Origin of the sequence: Actinomadura kijaniata, assembly GCF_014138665.1 — a bacterium.
GTDB lineage: Bacteria > Actinomycetota > Actinomycetes > Streptosporangiales > Streptosporangiaceae > Spirillospora > Spirillospora kijaniata.
On record NZ_JACJIA010000014.1, the window covers coordinates 25015 to 46810 of the forward strand.

A 21796-nucleotide genomic window follows, 5' to 3' on the forward strand; every position below is an offset into this window, starting at 1 on the left:
CGACCGTTCTAGCGAACCCGTCCCGCCCGCGCCAACCCGTTTTCCGCCCGTCCGGTGCCCGTATAGCGGTTCCCGACGCCCCTATATCCGGTGCGTCATATGTTCATCCGCTGATAACTGCCCCGATTTTAAGTATTCGTCCTGAATACCGGCCGAGTGCATGATTGGCGGCAATCCAGAATGGGAGGGCACAAGCGTGATGGACGCAGACCGGAGCCGCGCGGCCCGCCGCGTGTCGTGGGCGGCCTTCATCGGGACCACCATCGAGTGGTACGACTTCTTCCTGTACGGGACGGCCGCCGCCCTCGTCTTCAACAAGCAGTTCTTCCCGTCCATGGACCCGGTCGCGGGTTCCATCGCCTCCTTCGGAACGATGACCGTCGGATTCCTCGCCCGGCCGCTGGGCGGCATCGTCTTCGGGCATTTCGGCGACCGGATCGGGCGGCGCAACACGCTGGTGGCGTCGCTGCTCATCATGGGGATCGGGACCGCCCTCATCGGCCTCCTGCCGACCTACTCCAGCATCGGGATCTGGGCCGCGGTCCTGCTGGTGCTGCTGCGCGTCGCCCAGGGCATCGGGCTGGGCGGCGAGCTGGGCGGGGCCGTGGTGCTCACCATGGAGCACGCGCCCGAGGGGCGGCGCGGGCTGTTCGGGGCGTTCCCGATGATGGGCACGCCCGCCGGGATGCTGTGCGCGAACCTGGTGTTCCTCGGCACCTCCTCGCTGCTGAGCGAGCAGGCGTTCCTGTCCTGGGGCTGGCGGGTGCCGTTCCTGCTCAGCATCGCGCTGGTGGGCGTGGGCATGTACCTGCGGCTGCGCATCGAGGAGAGCCCCGACTACGAGGGCCTGGTGGAACGCCGCAAGCCCGCGCGGCTGCCCGTGGTGATCGTGCTGCGCGACCACTGGCGCCAGGTGCTGCACACCATCGCCGTCATCGTCGGCAACAGCGCGCTCGCCTACATCTTCATGGTCTACATCCTCGGCTACGGCCAGGACCAGGCGGACCTGTCGCGCACCTTCCTGCTGACCTGCGTGATCGGCGGCGCGGCGGTGTGGCTGGTCACCGCGCCGCTGTGGGCGCACCTGGGCGACCGGCACGGCCTGCGGGCGCTGTTCACCTGGGGCTCGGTGGTGCTGCTGGCCGGCGCGGTCGCGATCCTCCCGGTCGTGGACACCGGCAACCGCGCCGTGATCGCGGTGTTCATGGTCGTGATGGGCGCGGTGCTGGCGGCGACGCACGCCCCGCAGGGCACGCTGACCGCGTCGTTCTTCCCGGTGGCCGTGCGCTACTCGGGCACCTCGGTGGCCTACCAGTTCGCGTCGCTGCTGGGCGGCGGCATCACCCCGCTGGTGGCGGCGTCGCTGTTCGCCTCCACCGGCACCTCGGCGTCCATCACCGCCTACCTGGCCGTCGTCGCCACCATCAGCCTGGCGGCCGCGGTGGTCATCCCGCGAGGGCACGGCACCTCCGCGACCGCCCCGGACGAGCCGGTCGCGGAGATGGCCAGGTAGCGGGGACCCGTCAGGGCCGGACGGCGATCCGTGCCAGCGCGCCGACCTCCAGCGCCGTCCACAGCGCGCCGTCCGGCCCGGCGCAGATCGCGTGCGGCTCGGCGCCCGCGCTCGGCAGCGCGTGCACCTCGATCCGGCCGCCGGTGTCGATCCGCCCGACCCGCGAGGTCCCCCACTCGGTGAACCACAGGGCGCCGTCGGGCCCCGCGCAGATCGCGTGCGGCCGGGCGGCGCGGTCGGGCAGCGGGTACTCGGCGACCTCGCCGCCGGGGGTGATCCGCCCGACCTGCCCGGCGCCGATCTCCACGAACCACACCGCCGCGTCCGGTCCGGCGCAGATCCCGACCGGCGCGGCGGTCCCGGTGGGCAGCGGGTGCACCGTGACCTCGCCCCCGACGGTGATCCGGCCGACGGCGTGGGCCTGGTTGAGGGTGAACCACAGCGCCCCGTCGGGCCCCGCGCAGATCATCGAGGGGTACGCCCCGGAGACCGGCAGCGCGAACTCGGTGAACGCGCCGTCCACGGTCAGCCTGCCGACCCGGTCGGTGTTCATCTCGGTGAACCACAGCGCCCCGTCCGGCCCGGCGCAGATCCCGACCGGCCCCGCCTCCGGCGTGGGCGGGGAGAACCGCGTCACCTCGCCGTCGACGGTGATCCGCCCGATGCGGTGGTGCCGGAACTCGGTGAACCACAGCGCGCCGTCGGGACCGGCGGCGATGTTCATGGGGTCGCCGCCCACCGCGTGGACGGTCAGCTCGCCGCCGGGCGTGAACCGCCCGACGCCGCCCTCGTGGACGAGCGTGAACCACAGCGCCCCGTCGGGCCCGGCGGTGATCCCGTAGGGGCCCGCGCCGGGACCGGAGACCTTGTGCTCGTGCTGGATGATGGTCAAGCGACGTCCTTTCCCCGGCCGGTGATGCGGCCGTTCTCCATTTCCAGGCGCGTGCCGGTGAACCGGTCGCGCAGGGCGCGGTCGTGGGAGACGACCACGAGCGCGCCGCGGTAGTGGTCCAGTGCCCGTTCCAGGTCCTCGACCAGGGTCAGCGACAGGTGGTTGGCGGGCTCGTCGAGCAGCAGCAGGTCGTGCTCGCCGGTCAGCAGCCGCGCCAGCGCCAGGCGGCGGCGCTGCCCGACCGACAGCGCGCCGACGGGGACCTCCAGCGTCTCGGGCCGCAGCAGCCCGAACGACAGCAGCCGCGCCCGGTGCTCCTCGGCGTAGCCGGGCCGACCCGCGGCGAACGCCGCCAGCGCCGTCCGCCGCGGGTCGTCGAACTCCACCTCCTGCGGCAGGTGGCCCACGCGTCCGCGCCGCCGCACCGTCCCGGCGTCGGGCTCCCGCCCGGCCAGCACCGTCAGCAGCGTGGTCTTGCCCGCGCCGTTGCCGCCGTGGACCAGGATCCGGTCCCCGGCCCGCACCGTGAGCTCCTCCACCCGCAGCCGCTCGCCCACCCGCACGTCGCGCAGTTCGGCGAGGACGCCGGTGGCCCGTCCGGCGAACGCGCCCCGGAACCGCAGCGGCTCGGGCGGCGGCGGGACCGGGTCCGCCCTCAGGCGGCGCAGCCGCTCCTGGGCGTTGCGGACCCGGCCGGCGACCGACGACTGCACGCGCCCGGCGTTGCGGTCGTAGGCCATCTTGTTGTTGTCCCGCATCTCCCGGCCCTGCGCGACGCGGCGCGCGGTGGTGGCGGCGAACGCCTCCAGCCGTCCGACCTCCTCGCGCCAGTCCTCGTGGGCCTGCCGCCGGCGCTGCCGCGCGGCGGCCTTCTCGGCCAGGAACCCGCTGTAGCCGCCGCCGAACCGGGTGACCGCACCGCCCTCGACCTCCAGGACCACGGTGGCGACGCGGTCCAGGAACACCCGGTCGTGGGAGACCACCGCCAGGATGCCCCGGTGCTCGCGCAGCCGGTCCTCCAGCCACTCCACGGACGGCTCGTCCAGGTGGTTGGTGGGCTCGTCCAGCAGCATGACCTCCGGCGCCGCCGCCAGCAGGCAGGCCAGCCCGAGCCGGGCCCGCTCGCCGCCCGACAGCGAGCCCAGCCGCCGGTCGCGCCCGACCCGCGCCAGGCCGAGGCCGTGCAGGGACTTGTCGACGCGGGCGTCGGCCTCGTAGCCGCCGCGCGCCTCGTAGGCACCGAGCAGGTCGCCGTACTCGGCGAGGCGGTCCTCGGTGAGGTCGGCCTCCAGCTCGCGCATGCGCGCCTCCATGGCGCGCAGGTCGGCCAGCGCGGCGTCGACCGCCTGCTGGACGGTGTGGTCGGCGGGCAGCCCGAGGGTCTGGTCGAGGTGACCGATCCCGCCGTCGGCGGTGGCGGTGATCTCGCCGGAGTCGGGCGTCTCCCGCCCGGTGATCAGGTGGAGCAGGGTGGACTTGCCGGAGCCGTTCTCCCCGACGATCCCGGCGCGCTCGCCCGGGGCGACGGTGAACGACAGTCCGTCAAGGACGGTGCGCGTCCCGAACGACTTGACGAGGTTCCTGACGGTGAGCTGGGCGGACAAGGGCAGCCTCCGAATCGCGGCGGTGACGGGCGGTCGCGGTGCTCGGTGCCTGCTCCATGTCGGCTGCTCTCCTCCAGATCCTAGGTAATGCAACCTTTGTTGCGTTAAGATGAGTATGCCGAACCTCAAGGCCATCCCGCAAGTGGAGATTCCCGATGACCTCCTCCGCGTCCCCGACGGGGCCGGGCACGGTGCGCCCCGGCGGCCGCACCGCCCGCACCCGCGCCGCCGTGCGCGCCGCCACCCTCGCCGAGCTGGCCGAACGCGGCTTCGCGGGGCTGACGGTCGAGAACGTCGCCGCCCGTTCGGGCGTCCACAAGACCACCGTCTACCGCCGCTGGGGCGGCGCCGAGGGCCTGGTCGCCGACGCCCTGGAGCTGGCCGCCACCGAGCCCTGGCCGATCCCCGACACCGGCTCGGCGCGCGGCGACCTGCGCGCCCTCGCCCAGCTCGTCCGCACCGGCTTCGCCGACCCCGAACAGGGGCCGGTCGCCACGGCGTTCATCGCCGCCGCCCTGCAGAACGCCGACGCCGCCCGCTCCCTGGCCGCGTTCTTCACCAGCCGCCACGAGCAGTCCGCCGTCATCGTCGCCCGCGCGGTGGAGCGCGGCGAGATCCCCGCCGGGACCGACGCCGCCGAGGTGGTCCGCGCCGCCGTCGCCCCGGTCTACTACCGCCTGTTCGTCAGCGGCGAGCCGGTGGACGAGGCCGCCGCCGACCGCGCCGCCGACGCCGCCCTCGCCGCCGCGCGGGCGGGCGTCTACCTCACTCCGTGACCGGCCCGCCGTAGACCTGCCCGATCGCGGTGAGCACCTGCCGCCGCGCGTCCTCGGGGGTGCTGACCCCGATGAGCGTGTAGTAGGCCAGCGCCTCCGCCAGCCCCACCAGCCGCACCGCGACCGCGTGCGGGTCGGCGGCGTCCACCCGTTCGTCACGGGCGAGCAGCGCGGCGATCCGGTCGTGCAGGACGGCGTAGTCGGCGCGCAGCCGCGCCGCGATGGACTCGTCGGCCAGTGCCAGCGCGGTGAACGCCTGCCGCACCCGCAGATGCAGCCGGCTCTCCTCGTCGTGCGGGACCAGCTCGGTCAGCACCACCGTGAGCACCCGCCGCGCCGGGACGCCCTCCGGATGCGGGCCCACCAGCGCGGAGATCCGGGCACTGCTACGGGCGTTGGCCCGGTCGAACGCGGCCTCGACCAGCCTCTGCCTGGTCGGGAAGTAGTGCTGCACCCGTCCCGCCGACACCCCGGCCCGCGCGGCCACCGTGGTCAACGACACCGCCGCCAGCCCGCGTTCGGCCACGACCGCCAGCACCGCGTCGGCGATCTGACCGCGCCGCTCCTCGTGCTCGGCCCCCACCCCGCGCGTGCGCCGCGCCATCGCCCCACCTTTCCAATGCGGTCACATCGAGATAGCCTTCGATCAATTCAATGTAATCACATTGCTTTGATGGAGGCGCGATGAACAGGGCGAACGGCGTGCTGGCGGTGGCGTGCGCCGCCCAGTTCATGGTCGTGCTGGACGTGTCGGTGGTGAACGTGGCGCTCCCGGCCATCCAGGCCGACCTGCGCCTGCCCGCCGCGCACCTGCCCTGGATCGCCGGTGCCTACGCCCTCGCCTTCGGCGGGACGCTCCTGCTGGGAGCCCGCCTGGCCGACATCCACGGACACCGCCGGACGTTCCTCGGAGGGCTCGCCCTGTTCACCGCCGCCAGCCTGCTGGGCGGCCTGGCCGGCGGGGGAGCCCCGCTGGTCGCCGCCCGCGCGGTCCAGGGGCTCGGCGCGGCCGTGCTCGCACCGGTCACGTTGACGGTCCTGACCGCCGCCTTCCCCGAGGGCCCGGCCCGCGTCCGCGCGCTGGCGACCTGGGCCGCCGTCGGCCTCACCGGCGGCGCGGCGGGCAACCTGCTGGCGGGCGCGCTGACCGAGACGCTGTCATGGCGCGCGATCCTGCTGGTGAACGTGCCGGTCGGCGCGCTGGCCCTGCCGGTCGCGGCCCGCCTGCTCACCGACGCCCCCCGGCGTTCCCGGCGGCTGGACCTGCCCGGCGCGGTCCTGGCGACCACCGGCCTGACCTGCCTGGTGTACGGCCTGTCCCAGGCCAGGGCGCGCGGATGGGACCACCCGGCGCCCGTCGCCGCGTCCGCCGCCGCCCTGCTCCTGCTCGCGGCGTTCGCGCTGGCCGAGAGGCACGCGCCGAGCCCGCTCGTCCCGCCCCGGCTGCTGCGCTCCCGCGCGGTCGCCGTCGGGAACCTGGTGACCCTGCTGGCCGGGGCCTGCTTCCAGATCCCCCTGTGGTACTTCCTCAGCCTGTACCTGCACCACGCGCTGGGGTACACGGCCATGCAGACCGGTGCGGCGTTCCTGCCCCATACCCTGCTCACCCTGCTCGTCGGGCTGAGGGTCACCCCGGCGCTGATGCGGCGCGCCGGCGACCGGACGCTCATCGTCGCGGGCGCGCTGGCGGCCGCCGCCGGGTTCGGGTGGCAGAGCCTCATCGGCCCCGGCGACGGCTACCTGACCGGAGTGCTGGGCCCGGCCGTGCTGATCTCGGTGGGAGGCGGGCTGTTCACCACCCCGCTCACCGCCGTGGTCACCTCCGGCGTCCCCGAGGCCGACGCGGGCGTGGCCTCGGGGTTGCTGAACACCGCCAAACAGGTCGGCGGCGCGGTCGGCCTGGCGGCCCTCACCGCGTTGGCCCCCGACACCGCCGACCCGGGCCGGGCGTTCCTGGCGTGCGCGGGCCTGCTGGCGGCCTGCGCGGCGCTGGCCCTCGCGCTGCCCTCAGCCGGTCGCGACCAGCAGCCGTTCGGGGGCGCGGGTGAGCAGGCCCGTCTCGACGGGGGAGAACCCGTCGGCCCAGCGCGGTGACGGCAGCGCCGCCAGCAGCACCCGCAGGCCGATCTCGGCCTCCATCCGCGCCACCTGCGACCCCAGGCAGAAGTGCCGCCCCGCCCCGAACGTCAGCTGCGTCGCCGCCCCGGTGAACTCCCGCTCCACCCGGCCGTCGGCGCGGCCGGGGTCGAAGCGGTCCGGGTCGGCGAACCGCGCGGGATCCCGGTTGGCCGACCCGACCAGGCACGCCACCGTCGCCCCCGCCGGGACCGTCCCCGACGGCAGCTCCACCTCGGCGGAGGTCTCCCGCAGCACCACGTGGACCGGCGGGTTGCGGCGCAGCGACTCGGCCCACACCGCCGGGATCAGCCCGGGGTCGGCGCGCACCCGCGCCAGGACCTCCGGGTGGTCCAGCAGGTTCGCCAGCAGCGACGCCAGCGCCTTGCCGGTGGTCTCGCCGCCCGCGCCCAGCAGCGTCCCGCAGAACCCCTTGATCATGTCGTCGGGCAGCGGCGCGCCATCCACCTCCACCGCGCACAGCACCGACAACAGGTCGCCGGTCGGCCGCGCCCGGCGCTCGGCCACGTGCGGCTCCAGGTAGGCGTACAGCTCGTCGCGCGCGACCAGGCCCCTCTCCAGCGTCGCCGGATCCTGCCGGTAGTTGCCCAGGTAGGAGAAGCCCGCCTGGTACCAGCCCTGGAAACGCGGCACGTCCAGGCTCGGCAGCCCGAGCGCGGCGACCACCACGTGGACGGGCAGCAGGCGGCAGAAGTCGGCGGCCAGGTCCACCACGGGCCGGTCGCGCAGCCGGTCGGCCAGCCGGGCGGCGGTGCGCATGGCGGCGGCGGTCAGACGGTCCATGGCACGCCCCCGGAACGCGGGCGTCAGGAACGCGCGGTGCGCCGCGTGCTCACGGTCCTCCATCTGCAGGACCGTCCGGCCGAACATCGGCTCCAGCTGCCAGCCGTAGTTGCGCGGGGTGAAACGCGCGTCGGACAACGCCACCCGCACGTCCGCGTACCGGCTGACCAGCCAGGCGTCCAGCGGCTCGTCCCGCACCACCGGGAACTCCTCGCGCAGCCTGCGGTACAGCGGGTAGGGGTCGCGTTCGAACCCCGGCCACAGCAGGCTCGGCGGCGTGCGCCGGGTGTCCACGCGCTCGCCGCCCTGCCAGTGGTAGCGCGACACCGAACGGTGCCAGTCCAGCGAGGCCCGCGCCACCTGTCCCAGCCGCGCCGCGAACTGCGGATGCTCCTCCCTCGCCCCCGCCGCCAGCAGGTCCAGGACCCGGTCCTCCACCATGTCGCGGGCGGCGTCCATGGCCCGCTGCCAGGAGCCGCCGTGCTTGTCGTGCAGCAGCAGCACGAGGTTGGAACGTTCCCAAAACGCGAGGTCCTTCTCCACGGAGAAGATGTCGTTCGTCCAGGCGATCACGTCGGCGGCGCTCTCGCGCAGCCCGTCCGACCCGACCACCCCGAGCCCGTCCACGAGCGCGATCAGGTCGAAGAACAGGTCCGCGCCGAACAGGTCGCGGCGCAGCGGCACATACCCCGCCAGGTCGGGCCCGTCGCCGTCGGCGCGGTGGCGGACCGCCACGCACTGCGCCCACAGGTGGCGCGCGAAGTGCTCGGCGAACCGCTCGCACCACTCGGGCCCGGCCAGCCGCGCGGTGCGCGGCCACAGGTCGCGCGCCAGCGCCCGCAGCATCGGGTCGGCGTCCGGCGCGGAGGGCCCGTCCTGCGCGCACACCACCGAGACCGCCGCCCCGGCGAACCCCTCCAGCACGCCGCCCCCGGCCCAGGGCCCGTCGTCGATCCGGTCGTCCAGCAGCAGGACCCACAGGAACCAGCCCATCAGCACCGCCGCGCGGTCCGGTGGGGCGGTCCCGGTCAGCCCGATGCCCAGGTCCAGCAGTCGCGAGGTCAGCAGCCGCTCCCGGCCGCGCGGACCGATCAGCCCGTGTTCCAGTGCCCAGTCGCAGGTCGCGGCGCGCAGCCGGGCGGCGTCCGCGCGCGGCGGCGGTGTGGGGAACGGCAGCGACAGGTCCGGCAGCCGGAACTCGGCCGCCGGATCCGGACGCGTGCCCTCGGTGGGCGCGTTCATGTCCCGCCCACCGCCGTCCGCGACGGCCTGCGACCCCTCTGGTCGAGTACCCTGTCGCCGATCGTCTCGGCCACGATGGTCACCCCCGTGTTCACATGGTCCCGGTGCCGGAGTACACCGGGTTCCCACTGCATCGTGGCGAACCGGGCGTTCGCCACGCGTCCCACTTGACCGAGGGTTGTGCGGTTCCTCCTTGATCTTTGCGGGGTCGGCCACGGCACGGGAACGCGCCCGCGCGGGACCCCTCGCGGCGGCCGGCACCGCGCGCCGGGACCGGCGTCCGCCGTCGACGCGATCGACGTCACCAGTCGCGAGTGGCGATCAGCTCCTCATGGTCGGCGTCGGGGAAGCCGTACGCGGTCGCGACGAACCAGAAGTCCTCGCCGATCAGGTCCCGGGCGACGGTCTCGATCTCGCTTCCCGCGGCGTGGAAATCGGCTTCCAGCTCGTTGGACTCCTCCGTCGCGGCGTGGGTGAGCGCGTACAGGGCCGCGAGGTCGGCGGGACGCTCGGCCTCGATACGCGCGCAGAGGCGCAGGAGGATCGCCTTGGCCCTGTCCACGACGTGGCCGGGGTAGTAGCCGTCCTCGTACATCCCCTTGAGGAACGCGTGGCCGGCTGCCCGCTGGTTCATGAGCGGCATGGAACTCCTCGCCCGTCGGTGGCGGCGTTCTGAATGCTGCACGGCGCCACCGACGAAATTCCGGCGCGCGACGACGGCGGATCGACGCGGTGAACGTGCCGGGAAGGGACCGGACGCCGCCGCCCGGAGCGGGTCAGCGCCTCTGCCCGCCCGCCTGGCCGGTGGCGAAGACGGGGCGCGCCGGCGGGGGACGGTCCTGGCGGTGCGGGAGGCCCATCGTCCATGACCGGCCGGCGAAGCGGTACGAGGCCTTGGCCTTCCCGCCCTTCACGCTTCTCACGCGCGCGACGGTCGGCACGCCCTCGCTTCGCAACCGCGCCTGGCCCGCGGCTGCGTGGCCTCGGTTCCGGGGCTTCCGTCACCGGACCGGCGGCTCCGTGAACGAGCCGTGGAGCCCTGCCTCGAACGCTCCACCCGCATGGTCCTATGACGTGCGACGTCTTCCGCAGGTTCGCAAGGAGGCTCTCGGGACGCCGAGGATGACCGGCAGGCGTCGGCCGCGATCGCCCCCCGCCCACGGTCCGCGTCGCGTCGGACGGCCGTTGCGGGAAACTCCTGAGAAAAAATCTTCGCTGGGGTGTCGATTTCCCGGATGGCCGCTCGTCGTCATCATGTGCGGCACCCCGCCGCACCCGAAGACAGGAGACGGACCATGAAGTACATGCTGCTCATCCAGACCCCGCCCACCTCCGACCCGACCGCCATCGACTCCCAGTGCACCGTCGAGGACTGGATGGCCTACGACAAGTCGGTCCGGGACTCCGGGATCCTGGTCGACTCGCACTCGCTGGCGGACCTGACCACCGCCACCACCGTCCGCGTGGACGCCGCCGGGGAACGCCACATCACCACCGACGGCCCGTTCGCCGAGACCCGCGAGTACCTGGGCGGGTACTACGTCATCGACGTCCCCGACCTGGACGCCGCGCTCGACTGGGCGGCCCGCTGCCCCGGCGCGCGCGACGGCTCGGTCGTGGTCCGCCCGGTCAGCGACGAGTACTGAGGAAGGTCCGGCGATGGGGGAGCGCGCGGCCGCTCGGGCCTCGGTCGAGGCGATGTTCCGCGAGGAGTACGGGCGGCTGCTCGCCTCCCTCGTCCACCGGTTCGGGGATCTGGACCTGGCCGAGGAGGTCGCCTCGGAGGCGGTCGAGGCGGCGCTGGTGCACTGGCCGGTCGACGGGGTCCCCGACCGGCCCGGCGCGTGGCTGCTGACCACCGCGCGGCGTAAGGCGGTGGACCGGCTGCGCCGGGACCGCGCCTACGCCGCGCGCCTGGCGGTCATGCAGGTGGAGGCGGACCGCGCCGCGCCCGCCCCGCCGCCCGAGATCGGCGACGACCTGCCCGACGAGCGGCTGCGGCTGTTCTTCACCTGCGCCCACCCGGCGCTGCCCGCCGAGGACCGCGCCGCGCTGACGCTGCGGTGCCTGGCCGGGCTGACGACGCCGGAGGTCGCGCGGGCGTTCCTGGTCCCCACCGCGACGATGGCGCAGCGGATCGTGCGGGCCAAGAAGAAGATCCGGCAGGCGCGCATCCCGTTCCGCGTCCCCGGCGCCGACGAGCTGCCCGAACGGCTGCCCGGCGTGCTCGGCGTCCTGTACTCGGTCTTCACCGAGGGCTACGCCGCCAGCTCGGGCCCGGACCTGCAACGCCCCGACGTGGCGGAGGAGGCGATCCGGCTGGCGCGCATCCTGCACCGCCTGCTGCCCGCCGAACGCGAGGTCACCGGGCTGCTGGCGCTGATGCTGCTGGTCCACGCGCGCCGCGACGCCCGCACCGCCCCCGACGGGTCCCCGGTGCTGCTGGACGAGCAGGACCGGTCCCGCTGGGACCGCCCGATGGTGGAGGAGGGGCTGGGGCTGGTGCCGGTCGCGTTGACCGGCGGGCCGCCCGGCCCCTACGGGGTGCAGGCCGCCATCGCCGCCCTGCACGACGAGGCCGCCGACGCCGCGTCCACCGACTGGCCGCAGATCGTCGCGCTCTACGATGTGCTGCTGGCCCTCACCGCCTCCCCGGTCGTGGCGCTGAACCGGGCCGTCGCGGTGGCGATGCGCGACGGCCCGCGGGCGGGCCTGGCGCTGCTGGACGAGCTGGCCGACGAGCCGCGCCTGCGCGGCCACCACCCCTATCCCATGGCGCGGGCGGACCTGCTGCACCGGCTGGGCCGCCGCGCCGAGGCCGCCGACGCCTACCGGCAGGCCCTCGACCTGGCCGGGACCGACGCCGAACGGAAACTCCTGCGACGCCGCCTGACACAGGTCACCGACCACCACCGAACGGCCCGTCCGCCGGACGGGCCCGCAAGATCGTAGACTGCCCGCGCGGAAGGTTCGCCCGTGTCCACGGACACGGGCGTCGCAAGAGGGAACCCGGTGCGAATCCGGGACTGCCCCGCAGCGGTGAACGGGAACGACCGCCGTCACACGCACTGGATCCGAAGGGTCCGGGAAGCGACGGCCAGTAGGGCGCTTCGACGAGAAGCGGTGCCCGTGAGTCCGAAGACCTGCCTCCGCCCGCGCGCCGCCCGGCGCGCGGTGGTCCGCGGCCTCGCGGGAGGGCCCGGGACGAGCCGCGCCGTTCACCGGCCGTGCGCCGCCTTCCCCCTTTCGCGCGTCCGCACGATGGCACGGCGAGGGAAGCTGCCATGCACACCACGATCCTCGGATACCCCCGCATCGGGGCGGACCGGGAGCTGAAGTCCGCCACCGAGGACTACTGGGCGGGACGCGCCGACGCCACCGCCCTGGCCGGGGTCGGCGCGCGACTCCGCGCGGACGTCTGGCGGGAGCTGCGCGACGCCGGTCTGGAGGCGATCCCCTCCAACACGTTCTCCTTCTACGACCAGGTCCTCGACACCAGCGTGATGGTCGACGCCGTCCCCGACCGCTACCGGCACCTGACCGGCCTGGGCCGGTACTTCGCGATGGCACGCGGCACCCGCGACGTCCCGGCACTGGAGATGGCCAAGTGGTTCGACACCAACTATTACTAGTCAGTGCACCCAGGCAACTTTTCTGGCGCAGCCACCAGTAACGCAGAGTGATAACCCGCCGGAACGCCCACCGAAGGGTTTCAAGTTGACCTTCAGGCGGGTAACCCTGGGACCGGAGCCGCATCCAGCGACTTCGAGGATGGCGAGTGAAAGGCAGAGTGACGGCTGCTCTGCCGCCCGGAGGTCCGTACGACCTCACACACCAAAGCGAACAGTCGAACCACGTTGAGCCGGGGCTAGGGCGACCGGCATGGGTAGGTGCCAGGCGGGAGAACCCGCTAACAACCTGGAGAAGCTCTCCACGAATCTGATCGGATAACACTCGCCGGGAGTGAAGGGCCCAGGCGATAGCCTGCGCGGATTCCTGATCTTCGGTTCTCGTCGTTCGCGCGTGCTCTCTTCCGTTCAGAGGAGAGGGGTACCGGGTTGACGCCGAGCCCGGAAGCAGCCGAGTGGGGCAAGCGCCAGGCCAGCCAGTCACCGACGTGGAGCGACGCCAAGTGGCAGCGCGTCGCGAGGATCTTCCAAGCAGCCCTTGCAGACGCCCAGGACGACCAGGCCGCCGACGAGCAGCCTGCCGAGACGCGGCGGGATGCCGCATGACCGCCGTTCCAGGGCTACCGCCCGAACTCACCGCCGCCGTGGAGCGCGCGGCCATGCCGGACTTCGCCCGCTGGCACGAGATGATCAAAGCCGCCGGAGGCTGCGAGCAGCCGATCCGGCTACGCGGTGAGCGCCTCACCGTGGACGGTGAGACCGGCGAGCTGATCGAGTCCTACAGCACCGACGACGAGCCGACCGGCTACCTGCTCACCGCATGCGGGAACCGCCGCGCCTCCCGTTGCGCCGCGTGCGCCGAGGTCTACCGCGACGACACCTATCACCTGATCATCTCCGGTCTCACCGGAGGCAAGGGAGTACCCGAACAGGTCAGCAGGCATCCCCGCGTGTTCCTGACCCTGACCGCGCCATCGTTCGGAGTAGTGCACGCCCGCCGGGAGAAGGCCGGACAGGCGCAGCCGTGCCGTCCACGCCGAGACCGCCCGCTGTGCCCCCACGGCCGCCCCGAGGGATGCGGCCTGCGCCATGCCGCCGACGATCCGATGCTCGGGCAGCCGATCTGTGGGGACTGCTACGACTACCCGCGCGCGGTGCTGTGGAACGCCCACGCGCCGGAGCTGTGGCGGCGGCTCACGCTGGCCGTGCCCCGGAAGATCACCGCCGAGTTGGGGATCACGCACAAGGCGTTCCGCCAGCAGGCCCGTATCTCCTACGCCCGCGTGATCGAGTACCAGCGCCGAGGACTGATCCATTTCCACGCCGTCGTGCGTCTCGACGGCCCCAACGGTCCCGACGAGGCCCCGCCCGCGTGGGCGACCTCCGACCTGCTGGAGCGGGCCCTACGCACCGCAGTCGCCGAGGTGTCGGTACCGGTCCCGCACCCGGACGGGCAGAGCCTGCCCTACTCGGCGCAGTGGGGGAGGCAGGTGGACGTGCAGGCGATCCAGGTCGCCGCCGAGTTGGACGGCATAGCCGACAAGCACGTCGCCCGCTACATCGCCAAGTACGCCACCAAGGGAGCCGAGGACTCCGGCACGGTAGACCGGCCGATCCGCTACCCCAACCAGATCAGGACCCTGGAGGTGTCCGAGCACGCCCGCCGGATGATCTGGACCTGCTTCGCGCTGGCCGATCTACCCGAGTACAAACCGCTCCGGCTACGCAAATGGGTCCACATGCTCGGCTAGGGCGGACACTTCTCCACCAAGTCCCGCCGCTACTCGGTCACCCTCACCCAACTCCGCCAGGCCCGCGCCGACTACGCCACCCACCAGAACGAGGGACAACCCCAGTCCGACCCCGACAGGACAACCGTCACGACCGGCCGATGGACCTACGTCGGCTCAGGACTGCTGAACGGCGAACACTTCTGGGCAGAGCAGACCCGCGACCGCATCCAGAAGGCCCGACGCATCCGCTATCAGGTCACCGAGCGTGACCAGGAGCAGGAGGCCAGCTAGCCCGGACCACCCGACGTCGAGAAGTTTCATTACAGGGTCAAGGGCGGTCCGCTGACGCGGCCCGCCAGGCGGCCGCCCGCCCCGGCGCGCCGGGCGTGCGGCCTGTTCCGTCCGGTCCCGCCCCGCCGCGTCGGCCGACCGCCCAGGCCTGGACAGCAACCGATGAAGAACGAGCGAGAGCGCTCATCTGAAGGCAGCCGCTTCGACCTAGGGCCTGTTTCGAAGTCTGATGTGTGGCGGTGTGTCGTGACCGCCAACGCAAGAGGTCTCCGGTAGCAAGTTCAACGACCAAGAAGAACCAGCACCACCGGAGACCTCGTGCCCACCCTAGCGGTGACGAGGCGGTTTGACCTGACCGAGGCGCAGTGGGCCATCCTGGAACCGCTGCTGCCCACCCCCAACCACCCCCAAAGGCCCAGGTCGCCCGCCGCAGTGGACCAAACGCCAGCTCATCGACGGCATCGGCTGGCGAGTGCGAGTCGGGGCGCCCTGGCGGGACGTGCCCGCCTGCTACGGCTCCTGGCAGGCGATCTATTCGCTGTTTCGCCGCTGGCAGCGGGCCGGGATCTGGGCCCAGATCCTCACCAGCCTGCAGGCCCGTGCCGATGCCGACGGGCTGATCGACTGGCGGGTCGGGGTGGACTCCACCATCGCCCGCGCCCACCAGCACGCCGCCGGCGCCCGCACCAGCCCGGTGAGGCAGCCACCGGGCGGGACCGGTGCGCCCGAGCCGGCCGATCACGGGCTGGGACGCTCACGCGGCGGACTCACCACCAAGATCCACCTGGCCTGCGAGCAGGGCCAACGGGTGCTGGCGCTGCTGGTGACAGCCGGACAACGCGGTGATTCACCCCAGTTCCAGGCCGTGCTGGAGGCGATCGCGGTGCCGCGGCTCGGACCCGGGCGCACCCGCACCCGACCGGTGCGGGTGCGCGCCGACAAGGCCTACTCCTCGGCCGCCAACCGCGCCTACCTGCGCCGTCGCGGCATCCGCGCGACCATCCCGCAACCGGCCGACCAGATCGGCCACCGCCAGCGGCGCGGCAGCGCCGGCGGGCGGCCACCGGCGTTCTGCGCCACCGACTACAAGGCCCGGCACGCGGTGGAGTGCGGCATCAACCGCCTCAAACGCCACCGCGCCGTGGCCACCCGGTATGACAAACTCGCCGTCCGCTACCAAGCCGTCCTGCACATCGCCTGCATCAACGACTGGCTCCTGACCTGCCTTTGAAACACGCCCTAGTTGCGTGGGGTGGGCCAGGCTGACGACGCACACCGCGCCCTCAGCAGTGGTGACCAGCATCAGCTTGACCTCCCAGAAGAAGGCGTGGTGGTCGCCGTCCTTAGCTTGTCATTTAACGTCTGACCTCCGCGTTCATAGATCCATGGTTGCTGTGGGTAGTCGGCTCAGGCTTGGCGTCGGGGTTTGGTTCCCTTTTGTTCTTGGTCGTTCAACCCATCTACCAGGGGCTTCGCTGCGCTCAGCACCAGACCGATGCCCTGGGACCAACCTGTGATCGCAACCCAGTCCTATCAGGATGAAAAACACTCAGTGAGCCTGGCGTAGTCCCGGGCCGGTCCCTCCGACGGCTCGCGGCACCGACCCCAGCGACTTGATGAAGGTGCCGCATGACGTAGAGCTTCGTCGCAACACCGGCTACATTCGGCTCAAGGACGGGTGAACGGTGGGACGGATGCTGACTGAATCACTGGTGGCGTTGGCCGCCGCAGGGTCGACAGCGCTGGTCGGGGCCATGGCCACCGACGCCTGGCATGTCGCTCGGAGCGGAGTGCTCCGCCTTTTCGGTACGGGCACCTCGAAGGCCCCTGAAGAACAGCCCGGGCTGGTGGCCCGGTTGGACGCCGATGCCGCTTTGGTCGCCGGGGCCCAGGACGCCGAGTCGGCCCGCCAGAGTCTGCTGCCTGCCTGGCGGCTGCGGCTGGAGGAGTTCCTGCGGGAGCATCCCGAAGCCGCCGAGGACGTGCGCGCGTTCACGGAGCGGACGATTGCCGTGCTGCCTCGTCCCGAGCAGCACCGGGTCCAACACGTCGTCGCCAGCGATCATGCCCGGGTGTTCGCCGCACAGTTCGGGAACGTGATCATCCATCGGGAGTCCGACGAACCGTCGTGAACACCCAGCACGTCACGGCTACCGGCGGGTTCGCGTACGGGGTCATCGGGGCCGACATCCACGTGTTTGGTGACGGCTCTCCACTGTATGTGTTGGAGAACTGGCGTCCGCCTCCCGAGACGGACGCGGAGTGGCTCCGCGAACAGCCCAGCCGGATGCTGAACGCCCGGTTCGCGGTCGTTGAGTTCACCGGTCGCGGCCAAGAGTTGGCGGAGGTGCGGAGCTGGTGCACTAGCGGCCCGCTGCGCGCGGCCCGCTGGCTGCACGCCCCCGGAGGCCAGGGCAAGAGCCGGTTGGCCGACGAGCTCGCACGGCAGGTTAGCGCGCTGGGCTGGAAGGTGGCCATCGCCACCGAGGGCCGGGGCAGCGTCCTGCCGCCGCCCGGCAGCCAGGACCTGCGGACGGCGGGATCCGCCGGGCTGCTGCTTTTGATCGACTACGCCGACCGGTGGCCGTTCACCACGCTGACCTGGCTGTTCAGCAACGCGCTGCTGCATCAGCCGGACATGCCGACACGGGTGCTGCTACTGGGCCGTAGCGTCGATCCCTGGCCCGCGCTGAGAGCCTCTCTGGCCAATCAGCAGGTGTCGGCCTCGACCCAGGCGCTCGCGCCGCTGGACGACTCCAATGATGGGCAACGTGCGCAGATGTTCCGGGCGGCATGCGATGGCTTCGCCGACCGCTACGGCATCACGCCCCCCGACCAGCGGGTCGATCTGGACGATCCCGGGTTCGGGCTGACGCTGACCGTGCACATGGCCGCGCTGGTCGCGGTCGACGCCCTGGCGACCGGCCGTACAGCCGCGCAGGACGTGGCGGGGTTGACCGTCTACCTGCTCGACAGAGAGCATCTCGGTTGGGCCCGCCTGCACCAAGGCGGAGGGCCCGAGAGGATCAACACGCCGCCGCCGGTGATGAACCGCGCCGTCTTCGTCGCCTGCCTCGCCGGTGCCCAGCCGAAGGAAACCGGCTCCGAACTCCTGGAGTCGTTGCATCTCGGCCACCCGAGCGCCTCGGTTCTCGTCGACCATGCCGTCTGCTATCCACCGCCTGAGGCCGGGACCGTTCTCGAACCTCTCTACCCTGACCGGCTGGCCGAGGACTTCGTCGCCTTGACCATGCCGGGACACTCCGCCGACTACCCGGCCCAGCCCTGGTCCTCAGACACCGCCGCCGCCGCGATCCGGCATGGGGCCAGGCCCGGGCGGCCCGTGATCGCGCTGGCCGTCGCGGCCGCTCGCTGGCCCCACGTCGGCCGGGAGTGTCTTTATCCGCTGCTGGCCGCCGATCCCGGAGTGGCCGTCGCCGCCGGTGGCGCGGCGCTGGCGGCATTGGCCGAACTCGCCGACATCCCACCGGAGGTGCTGGAAGACGTGGCGAGCCGCATCCCCGTCCCGGTCCCTCCCGACATGGCGACCGGGCAGGCCACCGTGCAGATCCGTCTGCTGGAGCACCGCTTGGCCAGGACCGACGACCCGGCCGCGCACGCCCGGCTGTACGTCGATCACGGGAACGACCTGCGCACCCTTGGCCGCTACGAGGAGGCCCTCGCCGCCGCCGAACAAGGTGTGGAGCTGTTCGAGGATCTCGCCGCCGCCGACGCGCGCCGGTACGACGCGGATGTGGGTCGTGCGCTCACCAATCTCGCCAATCGCCTCAGTGAGGTCGGGCGCCAGGACGAGGCGGTGGCCGCCCAGGAGAGAGTCCTGGCGATCTTCCGACGGCTGGCGCGGGACCTCCCGGAGGACCACGAATTCGACCTCGCCACCGCTCTGGCGAACCATTCCAATCACCTGGACCGGGCCGGCCGCTTGAGCATGGCCTACCAGGCCAACCGGGAAGCGCTGGCGATCTACCGCCGGCTCGCGCTGCGCAACCCCCGGTACCGCCAGAACTTGGCGATCACGCTGACCAACGTCGGCGCCTTGACGCTGCTCGGTCCTGAGGACGCATCGGACGCGGTCAGCGAAGCCGTCGCGATCTGGCGTCAGCTCTCACAGACCGATCCGGAGACCTGCCAGGACGGCCTCGCCGCCGCCTTGGCCCATCTGCATACTCACCTTTCCGCCGCCGATCGGCACGACGAGGCGATCTCCGCGATCGGGGAGTCCGTCACCATCTATAAGGGGCTGGCACAGGCCCACCCGACGGCGTACCTGGATCTCCTGGCCGTCGCTCTCGACCTGCTCCGCAGCAGCCTGACGGAGGCCGGTCGGCACGACGAGGCGGTCGCCGCCGCGGCCGAGGCCGTGGCGGTGTGGCGGCAACTCGTCAAAAAAGCCCCGGAAACCTACCAGCCGTCCCTGCTCGGTGCGCTGCGCAGGCAGAACGACGCGCTCCGGGCCGCCGGCCTGCCACCAGACCCCGAGGTGGACGCGTCATCAAAGAAGATCTCCCTGAAAGACCTCACCCGCCATCAACCCGCCATCACGCTTCACCCCCGCGGGTGGGACCCCACGACGTCGGCCCAGAAGCCATCGCCACCGCCACAGTTCGACGCGCTGGCCACCCGTCTCGCCAAGGCGAAGGACTGGCCGTCGTACTGGGAACTCGTCTGTTCGGTCCCGATCGCCGACGCCATCCGCCTGGCCCGGCGCATCCCACGGCGGAGGTGGAGCCCCTCTGACGACGGGGACCGCGAACTGATGGCGCGGCTGGCCGCCACCAACGTCCGCCGCACCGAGACACTGGTGAACCGTGCCGCTCATGCGGCGACCATCCGGCTGCCGACTCGGCTCTTCCTGCACGAGGACTACTCCGCCTTCGCACACGGCCGCGCGGCGCTGGTGGTCGCCACGGTCGAGCGCGACCAGCGGGAGGCGATCCACTGCTTCGACATCGGCCACGGGCGGCTGGTGACCTTGCACCGTGGCGAGGAAGCCGACTGCTCCTCGATCGCCTGCCTCGGCCCCACAGAGGTGGTCACCTTCCGCGCTCACGGCAAGAGCAAAATCCACCACGAATTCGTCCGGCACACCGCAAGGGGAACATCAGTCCTGGCGCGCGGAACCCGTTTGGCCGGAGCCCACGTCGTGTCGACCGCCACTGGATGCGTCGTCGGCCTCCGCCTCGTCCCGTGCGCGCTGGTCTACGACGAACGGTACGAGGCGCGCGACGTGGACCTCGCCGCCTGGGGGCTGCTCCGGGGCGACCTGCTGACCGTAACTCCGTCCGGCGACCGGTTGGTGATCTCCGACGGGGGCCGCCTGATCGCTGCCGACGCCGAGCTGCGCACGCTCCTGGCCGCCGCCACGGTTCCCTCCGAGCTAGGCGAGGTCGTGAGCATGACCTTCGCGGACGAGGACCTTCTGCTCGTCTCCGGTCGGCGCGGCGGCCTGGCGCTGTGGGAACTGAACGGCACCCGGCCGCTGCTCAGGATCCAGCGGGACACTCCCGTCCTGCGCAATCTGTTCGCCGTTCCCGCCTGGGGGATCGTCGGAGGCAAGGCACACAGCCAAGACCACATCCACTTCTTCGACTCGTCCACCCTGGTACCAGCCACCGTTCCGGCCAGCGTGAGGCCGAACCCCCAGTTTCTCAAGACGTTCCTCAGCTCACCTGACGGCCGGTTCGTCGCCTTCAGCGGCTACCTCGACCATCGACGCTCCCTGGAGTGGTCGAACGAGCTGCACGACCTGCATCATCTCGGTGCCATTCTGCAACGCCCGCTCGGCCGCATCGGTCCCCGCGAACTGGCCCGACTCGCAGCGATCCCGAACGACGACGCCCGCCTGTATGAACTGTGTATGCTGGCCCACGATGTGGCCTCCCGACACGTTCGAAAGGTGCTCCCCGGCGCGCCTTCGTCCCGGACCAGTGACGCCACGATGACCGCGGGCTCATCGGACCTGCCACACCGATCAGAACGGCATATATCTGCCTCATTCGAATCTGTCGTGTCCCGCGTGAACCGATATCGAAGATGGCGTAACCGGAACGCCGTTCTGGGGCGCGGGGTACTCGCCGACGCGGGTCCTCTGTGGCGAGCGGGGATGTCGCTCGGCGGGACATCGGTGGAGGCGCTGCACGCCCTGGCCTGGCTGCACTGGTGCCGGTACCGGGCCACCCGCGGCGAAGACTTGATCAACGACTTCCAGGCTGCGCTGCTGCTTTTCGCGCGGGTCGGGCAACATGAGCCAAACCTCGTCCCCGAAGAGCTACGACCGATTCTGGAGCGCGGCGTCACGGTTGACCATCAGTTCATCGGGCCGGAGCACTGGGGACGGGTCGGCGTCCACCTGTTGCGCCAAGCGGAGACCACCCTCAACGCCGAACTCCTGGACCAGGCCGTCGAGATCTTCGAGGGCACCGTCGCCGTGTATCCGCCCGATCATCGGTTCTGGCCGGGCGACATGAGGAACCTCCGCTACGCGCTCCGGCTGCGGTACAGCGCCCGCCGCGACCCGGCCGACCGCCATCGCTCGATCGAAGTGAATCGAGCGCTGCGGCGCGGCAGATCGCCCAACGAACCACTCGGCCCCGCCGCACCGCCCATCCCTCCGCCGCCGAAGGTCAGCCGTCTCCATCCCCTCCGCGACCTGGAACAACGGCTCCAACGGGTCACCGAGCTCCACGATTTCGGGCAGCACGAAGTGGCCGAGGACGAGGCCCGGGACCTCCTGACCGACCTGGACGACCGTCTGGGACCGAACAACTCGATGAGCATCCGGACGTGCCGCCTGCTGGCCTCGATCCTGACCGCGTTGGGAGAAACGGATGAGGCACAGCGAGTGGAGCGCCTCACGCGGGAACGAGCACGAAACAATCCCTCGTCCGGCAGCAGGTAGCCCGGCCCCGGATCGTCAGATCCGCCTGTTATCGCCGTCGTCGATGCTTCTTTTGAGGGAGTTCACTTCCACGGAGATGTTGAATTCTTCTGGTCATACGCTCTGGGCGAGGCTCACTTCTACGTCAGCGCCATCGCCCCCGAACTGGTCGCCGGAGTCGAGGCCGCTGACTGGCCGCTGCTGGCACTCGAGTACATCGAGGGCGCCCGCGCGAACTACGGCCCCGACTCACCCGACATCCCCAACATCCTGGACGCCCTGGCCGAGCTGGACCGCAT

At 72.0% G+C, this 21796-nt stretch carries 15 protein-coding genes, 2 pseudogenes and 1 riboswitch; of the genes and pseudogenes, 10 read left to right on the plus strand and 7 right to left on the minus strand.

The window, feature by feature from the left end; genetic code table 11:
* Positions 1 to 199 precede the first annotated feature (199 nt).
* Positions 200 to 1513, plus strand: coding sequence for an MFS transporter (locus HNR61_RS37895; RefSeq protein WP_182847970.1), 1314 nt, complete (start codon positions 200 to 202; stop codon positions 1511 to 1513).
* A 10-nt stretch (positions 1514 to 1523) separates the two neighbouring features.
* Here the strand turns inward: HNR61_RS37895 and HNR61_RS37900 are convergent, their stop codons facing one another.
* Together HNR61_RS37900 and abc-f are read right to left on the minus strand one after the other, a co-directional pair.
* Positions 1524 to 2405: a Vgb family protein gene (locus tag HNR61_RS37900; protein WP_182847971.1), complete on the minus strand. Its 882-nt coding sequence runs from the start codon at positions 2403 to 2405 to the stop codon at positions 1524 to 1526.
* A complete protein-coding gene (abc-f, locus tag HNR61_RS37905; protein WP_246444712.1) occupies positions 2402 to 4009 on the minus strand; it encodes a ribosomal protection-like ABC-F family protein in 1608 nt (535 codons plus the stop codon). The genes HNR61_RS37900 and abc-f overlap by 4 nt, the downstream gene beginning before the upstream one ends.
* Positions 4010 to 4164: 155 nt before the next feature.
* Here abc-f and HNR61_RS37910 point away from each other — a divergent pair, with 155 nt between their 5' ends.
* On the plus strand, positions 4165 to 4785 hold the full coding sequence (locus HNR61_RS37910) for a TetR/AcrR family transcriptional regulator (protein WP_182847973.1): 621 nt from the start codon (positions 4165 to 4167) through the stop codon (positions 4783 to 4785).
* Here HNR61_RS37910 and HNR61_RS37915 read toward each other — a convergent pair.
* Positions 4775 to 5389 carry a TetR/AcrR family transcriptional regulator gene (locus HNR61_RS37915; protein WP_220510299.1) on the minus strand — a complete coding sequence of 205 codons (615 nt, stop codon included), beginning with the start codon at positions 5387 to 5389 and terminating at the stop codon, positions 4775 to 4777. The two genes, HNR61_RS37910 and HNR61_RS37915, sit on opposite strands and share 11 nt — an antisense overlap.
* Positions 5390 to 5469: 80 nt before the next feature.
* Between HNR61_RS37915 and HNR61_RS37920 the strand changes: the two genes are divergently transcribed.
* Entirely contained in the window at positions 5470 to 6879 is a 1410-nt protein-coding gene (locus HNR61_RS37920; RefSeq protein ID WP_182847974.1) for an MFS transporter, read from the plus strand.
* Here HNR61_RS37920 and HNR61_RS37925 read toward each other — a convergent pair.
* The 3 genes from HNR61_RS37925 to HNR61_RS37935 all read right to left on the minus strand — a co-directional run bounded on the left by HNR61_RS37925 (position 6793) and on the right by HNR61_RS37935 (position 9869).
* On the minus strand, positions 6793 to 8946 hold the full coding sequence (locus HNR61_RS37925) for a cytochrome P450 (protein ID WP_182847975.1): 2154 nt from the start codon (positions 8944 to 8946) through the stop codon (positions 6793 to 6795). The two genes, HNR61_RS37920 and HNR61_RS37925, sit on opposite strands and share 87 nt — an antisense overlap.
* Positions 8947 to 9247: 301 nt before the next feature.
* A complete protein-coding gene (locus HNR61_RS37930) occupies positions 9248 to 9589 on the minus strand; it encodes a DUF5713 family protein (RefSeq protein ID WP_182847976.1) in 342 nt (113 codons plus the stop codon).
* Between the two features lie 133 nt (positions 9590 to 9722).
* Entirely contained in the window at positions 9723 to 9869 is a 147-nt protein-coding gene (locus tag HNR61_RS37935) for a hypothetical protein (RefSeq protein ID WP_182847977.1), read from the minus strand.
* A gap of 372 nt (positions 9870 to 10241) precedes the next feature.
* Here HNR61_RS37935 and HNR61_RS37940 point away from each other — a divergent pair, with 372 nt between their 5' ends.
* The 5 genes and pseudogenes from HNR61_RS37940 (at position 10242) to HNR61_RS37960 (ending at position 15830) form a co-directional block, all read left to right on the plus strand.
* On the plus strand, positions 10242 to 10592 hold the full coding sequence (locus HNR61_RS37940; RefSeq protein WP_182847978.1) for a YciI family protein: 351 nt from the start codon (positions 10242 to 10244) through the stop codon (positions 10590 to 10592).
* Positions 10593 to 10605: 13 nt separating this feature from the next.
* Positions 10606 to 11898: an RNA polymerase sigma factor gene (locus tag HNR61_RS37945; RefSeq protein WP_182847979.1), complete on the plus strand. Its 1293-nt coding sequence runs from the start codon at positions 10606 to 10608 to the stop codon at positions 11896 to 11898.
* A riboswitch (cobalamin riboswitch) is annotated at positions 11895 to 12111 on the plus strand. (Overlaps the previous gene by 4 nt.)
* A 119-nt stretch (positions 12112 to 12230) precedes the next feature.
* Positions 12231 to 12578: a uroporphyrinogen decarboxylase/cobalamine-independent methonine synthase family protein gene (locus HNR61_RS37950; RefSeq protein ID WP_182847980.1), complete on the plus strand. Its 348-nt coding sequence runs from the start codon at positions 12231 to 12233 to the stop codon at positions 12576 to 12578.
* Between the two features lie 656 nt (positions 12579 to 13234).
* Positions 13235 to 14599 (plus strand): annotated as a pseudogene (locus HNR61_RS37955) (replication initiator).
* A gap of 333 nt (positions 14600 to 14932) precedes the next feature.
* Positions 14933 to 15830, plus strand: a protein-coding gene (locus HNR61_RS37960; RefSeq protein ID WP_182847982.1) for an IS5 family transposase whose coding sequence is annotated in 2 segments (ribosomal slippage) — positions 14933 to 15040 and positions 15042 to 15830 — 897 coding nt in all. Because the reading frame shifts where the segments join, the coding sequence is not laid out codon by codon here.
* Here HNR61_RS37960 and HNR61_RS50725 read toward each other — a convergent pair.
* Positions 15822 to 15941: pseudogene (locus HNR61_RS50725) on the minus strand (IS982 family transposase); the annotation flags it as partial. The gene HNR61_RS37960 and the pseudogene HNR61_RS50725 overlap by 9 nt on opposite strands.
* Positions 15942 to 16284: 343 nt before the next feature.
* Here HNR61_RS50725 and HNR61_RS37965 point away from each other — a divergent pair.
* A complete protein-coding gene (locus HNR61_RS37965) occupies positions 16285 to 16731 on the plus strand; it encodes a hypothetical protein (protein ID WP_182847983.1) in 447 nt (148 codons plus the stop codon).
* Positions 16728 to 21518: a tetratricopeptide repeat protein gene (locus HNR61_RS37970; RefSeq protein WP_182847984.1), complete on the plus strand. Its 4791-nt coding sequence runs from the start codon at positions 16728 to 16730 to the stop codon at positions 21516 to 21518. The genes HNR61_RS37965 and HNR61_RS37970 overlap by 4 nt, the downstream gene beginning before the upstream one ends.
* Positions 21519 to 21796 lie beyond the last annotated feature (278 nt).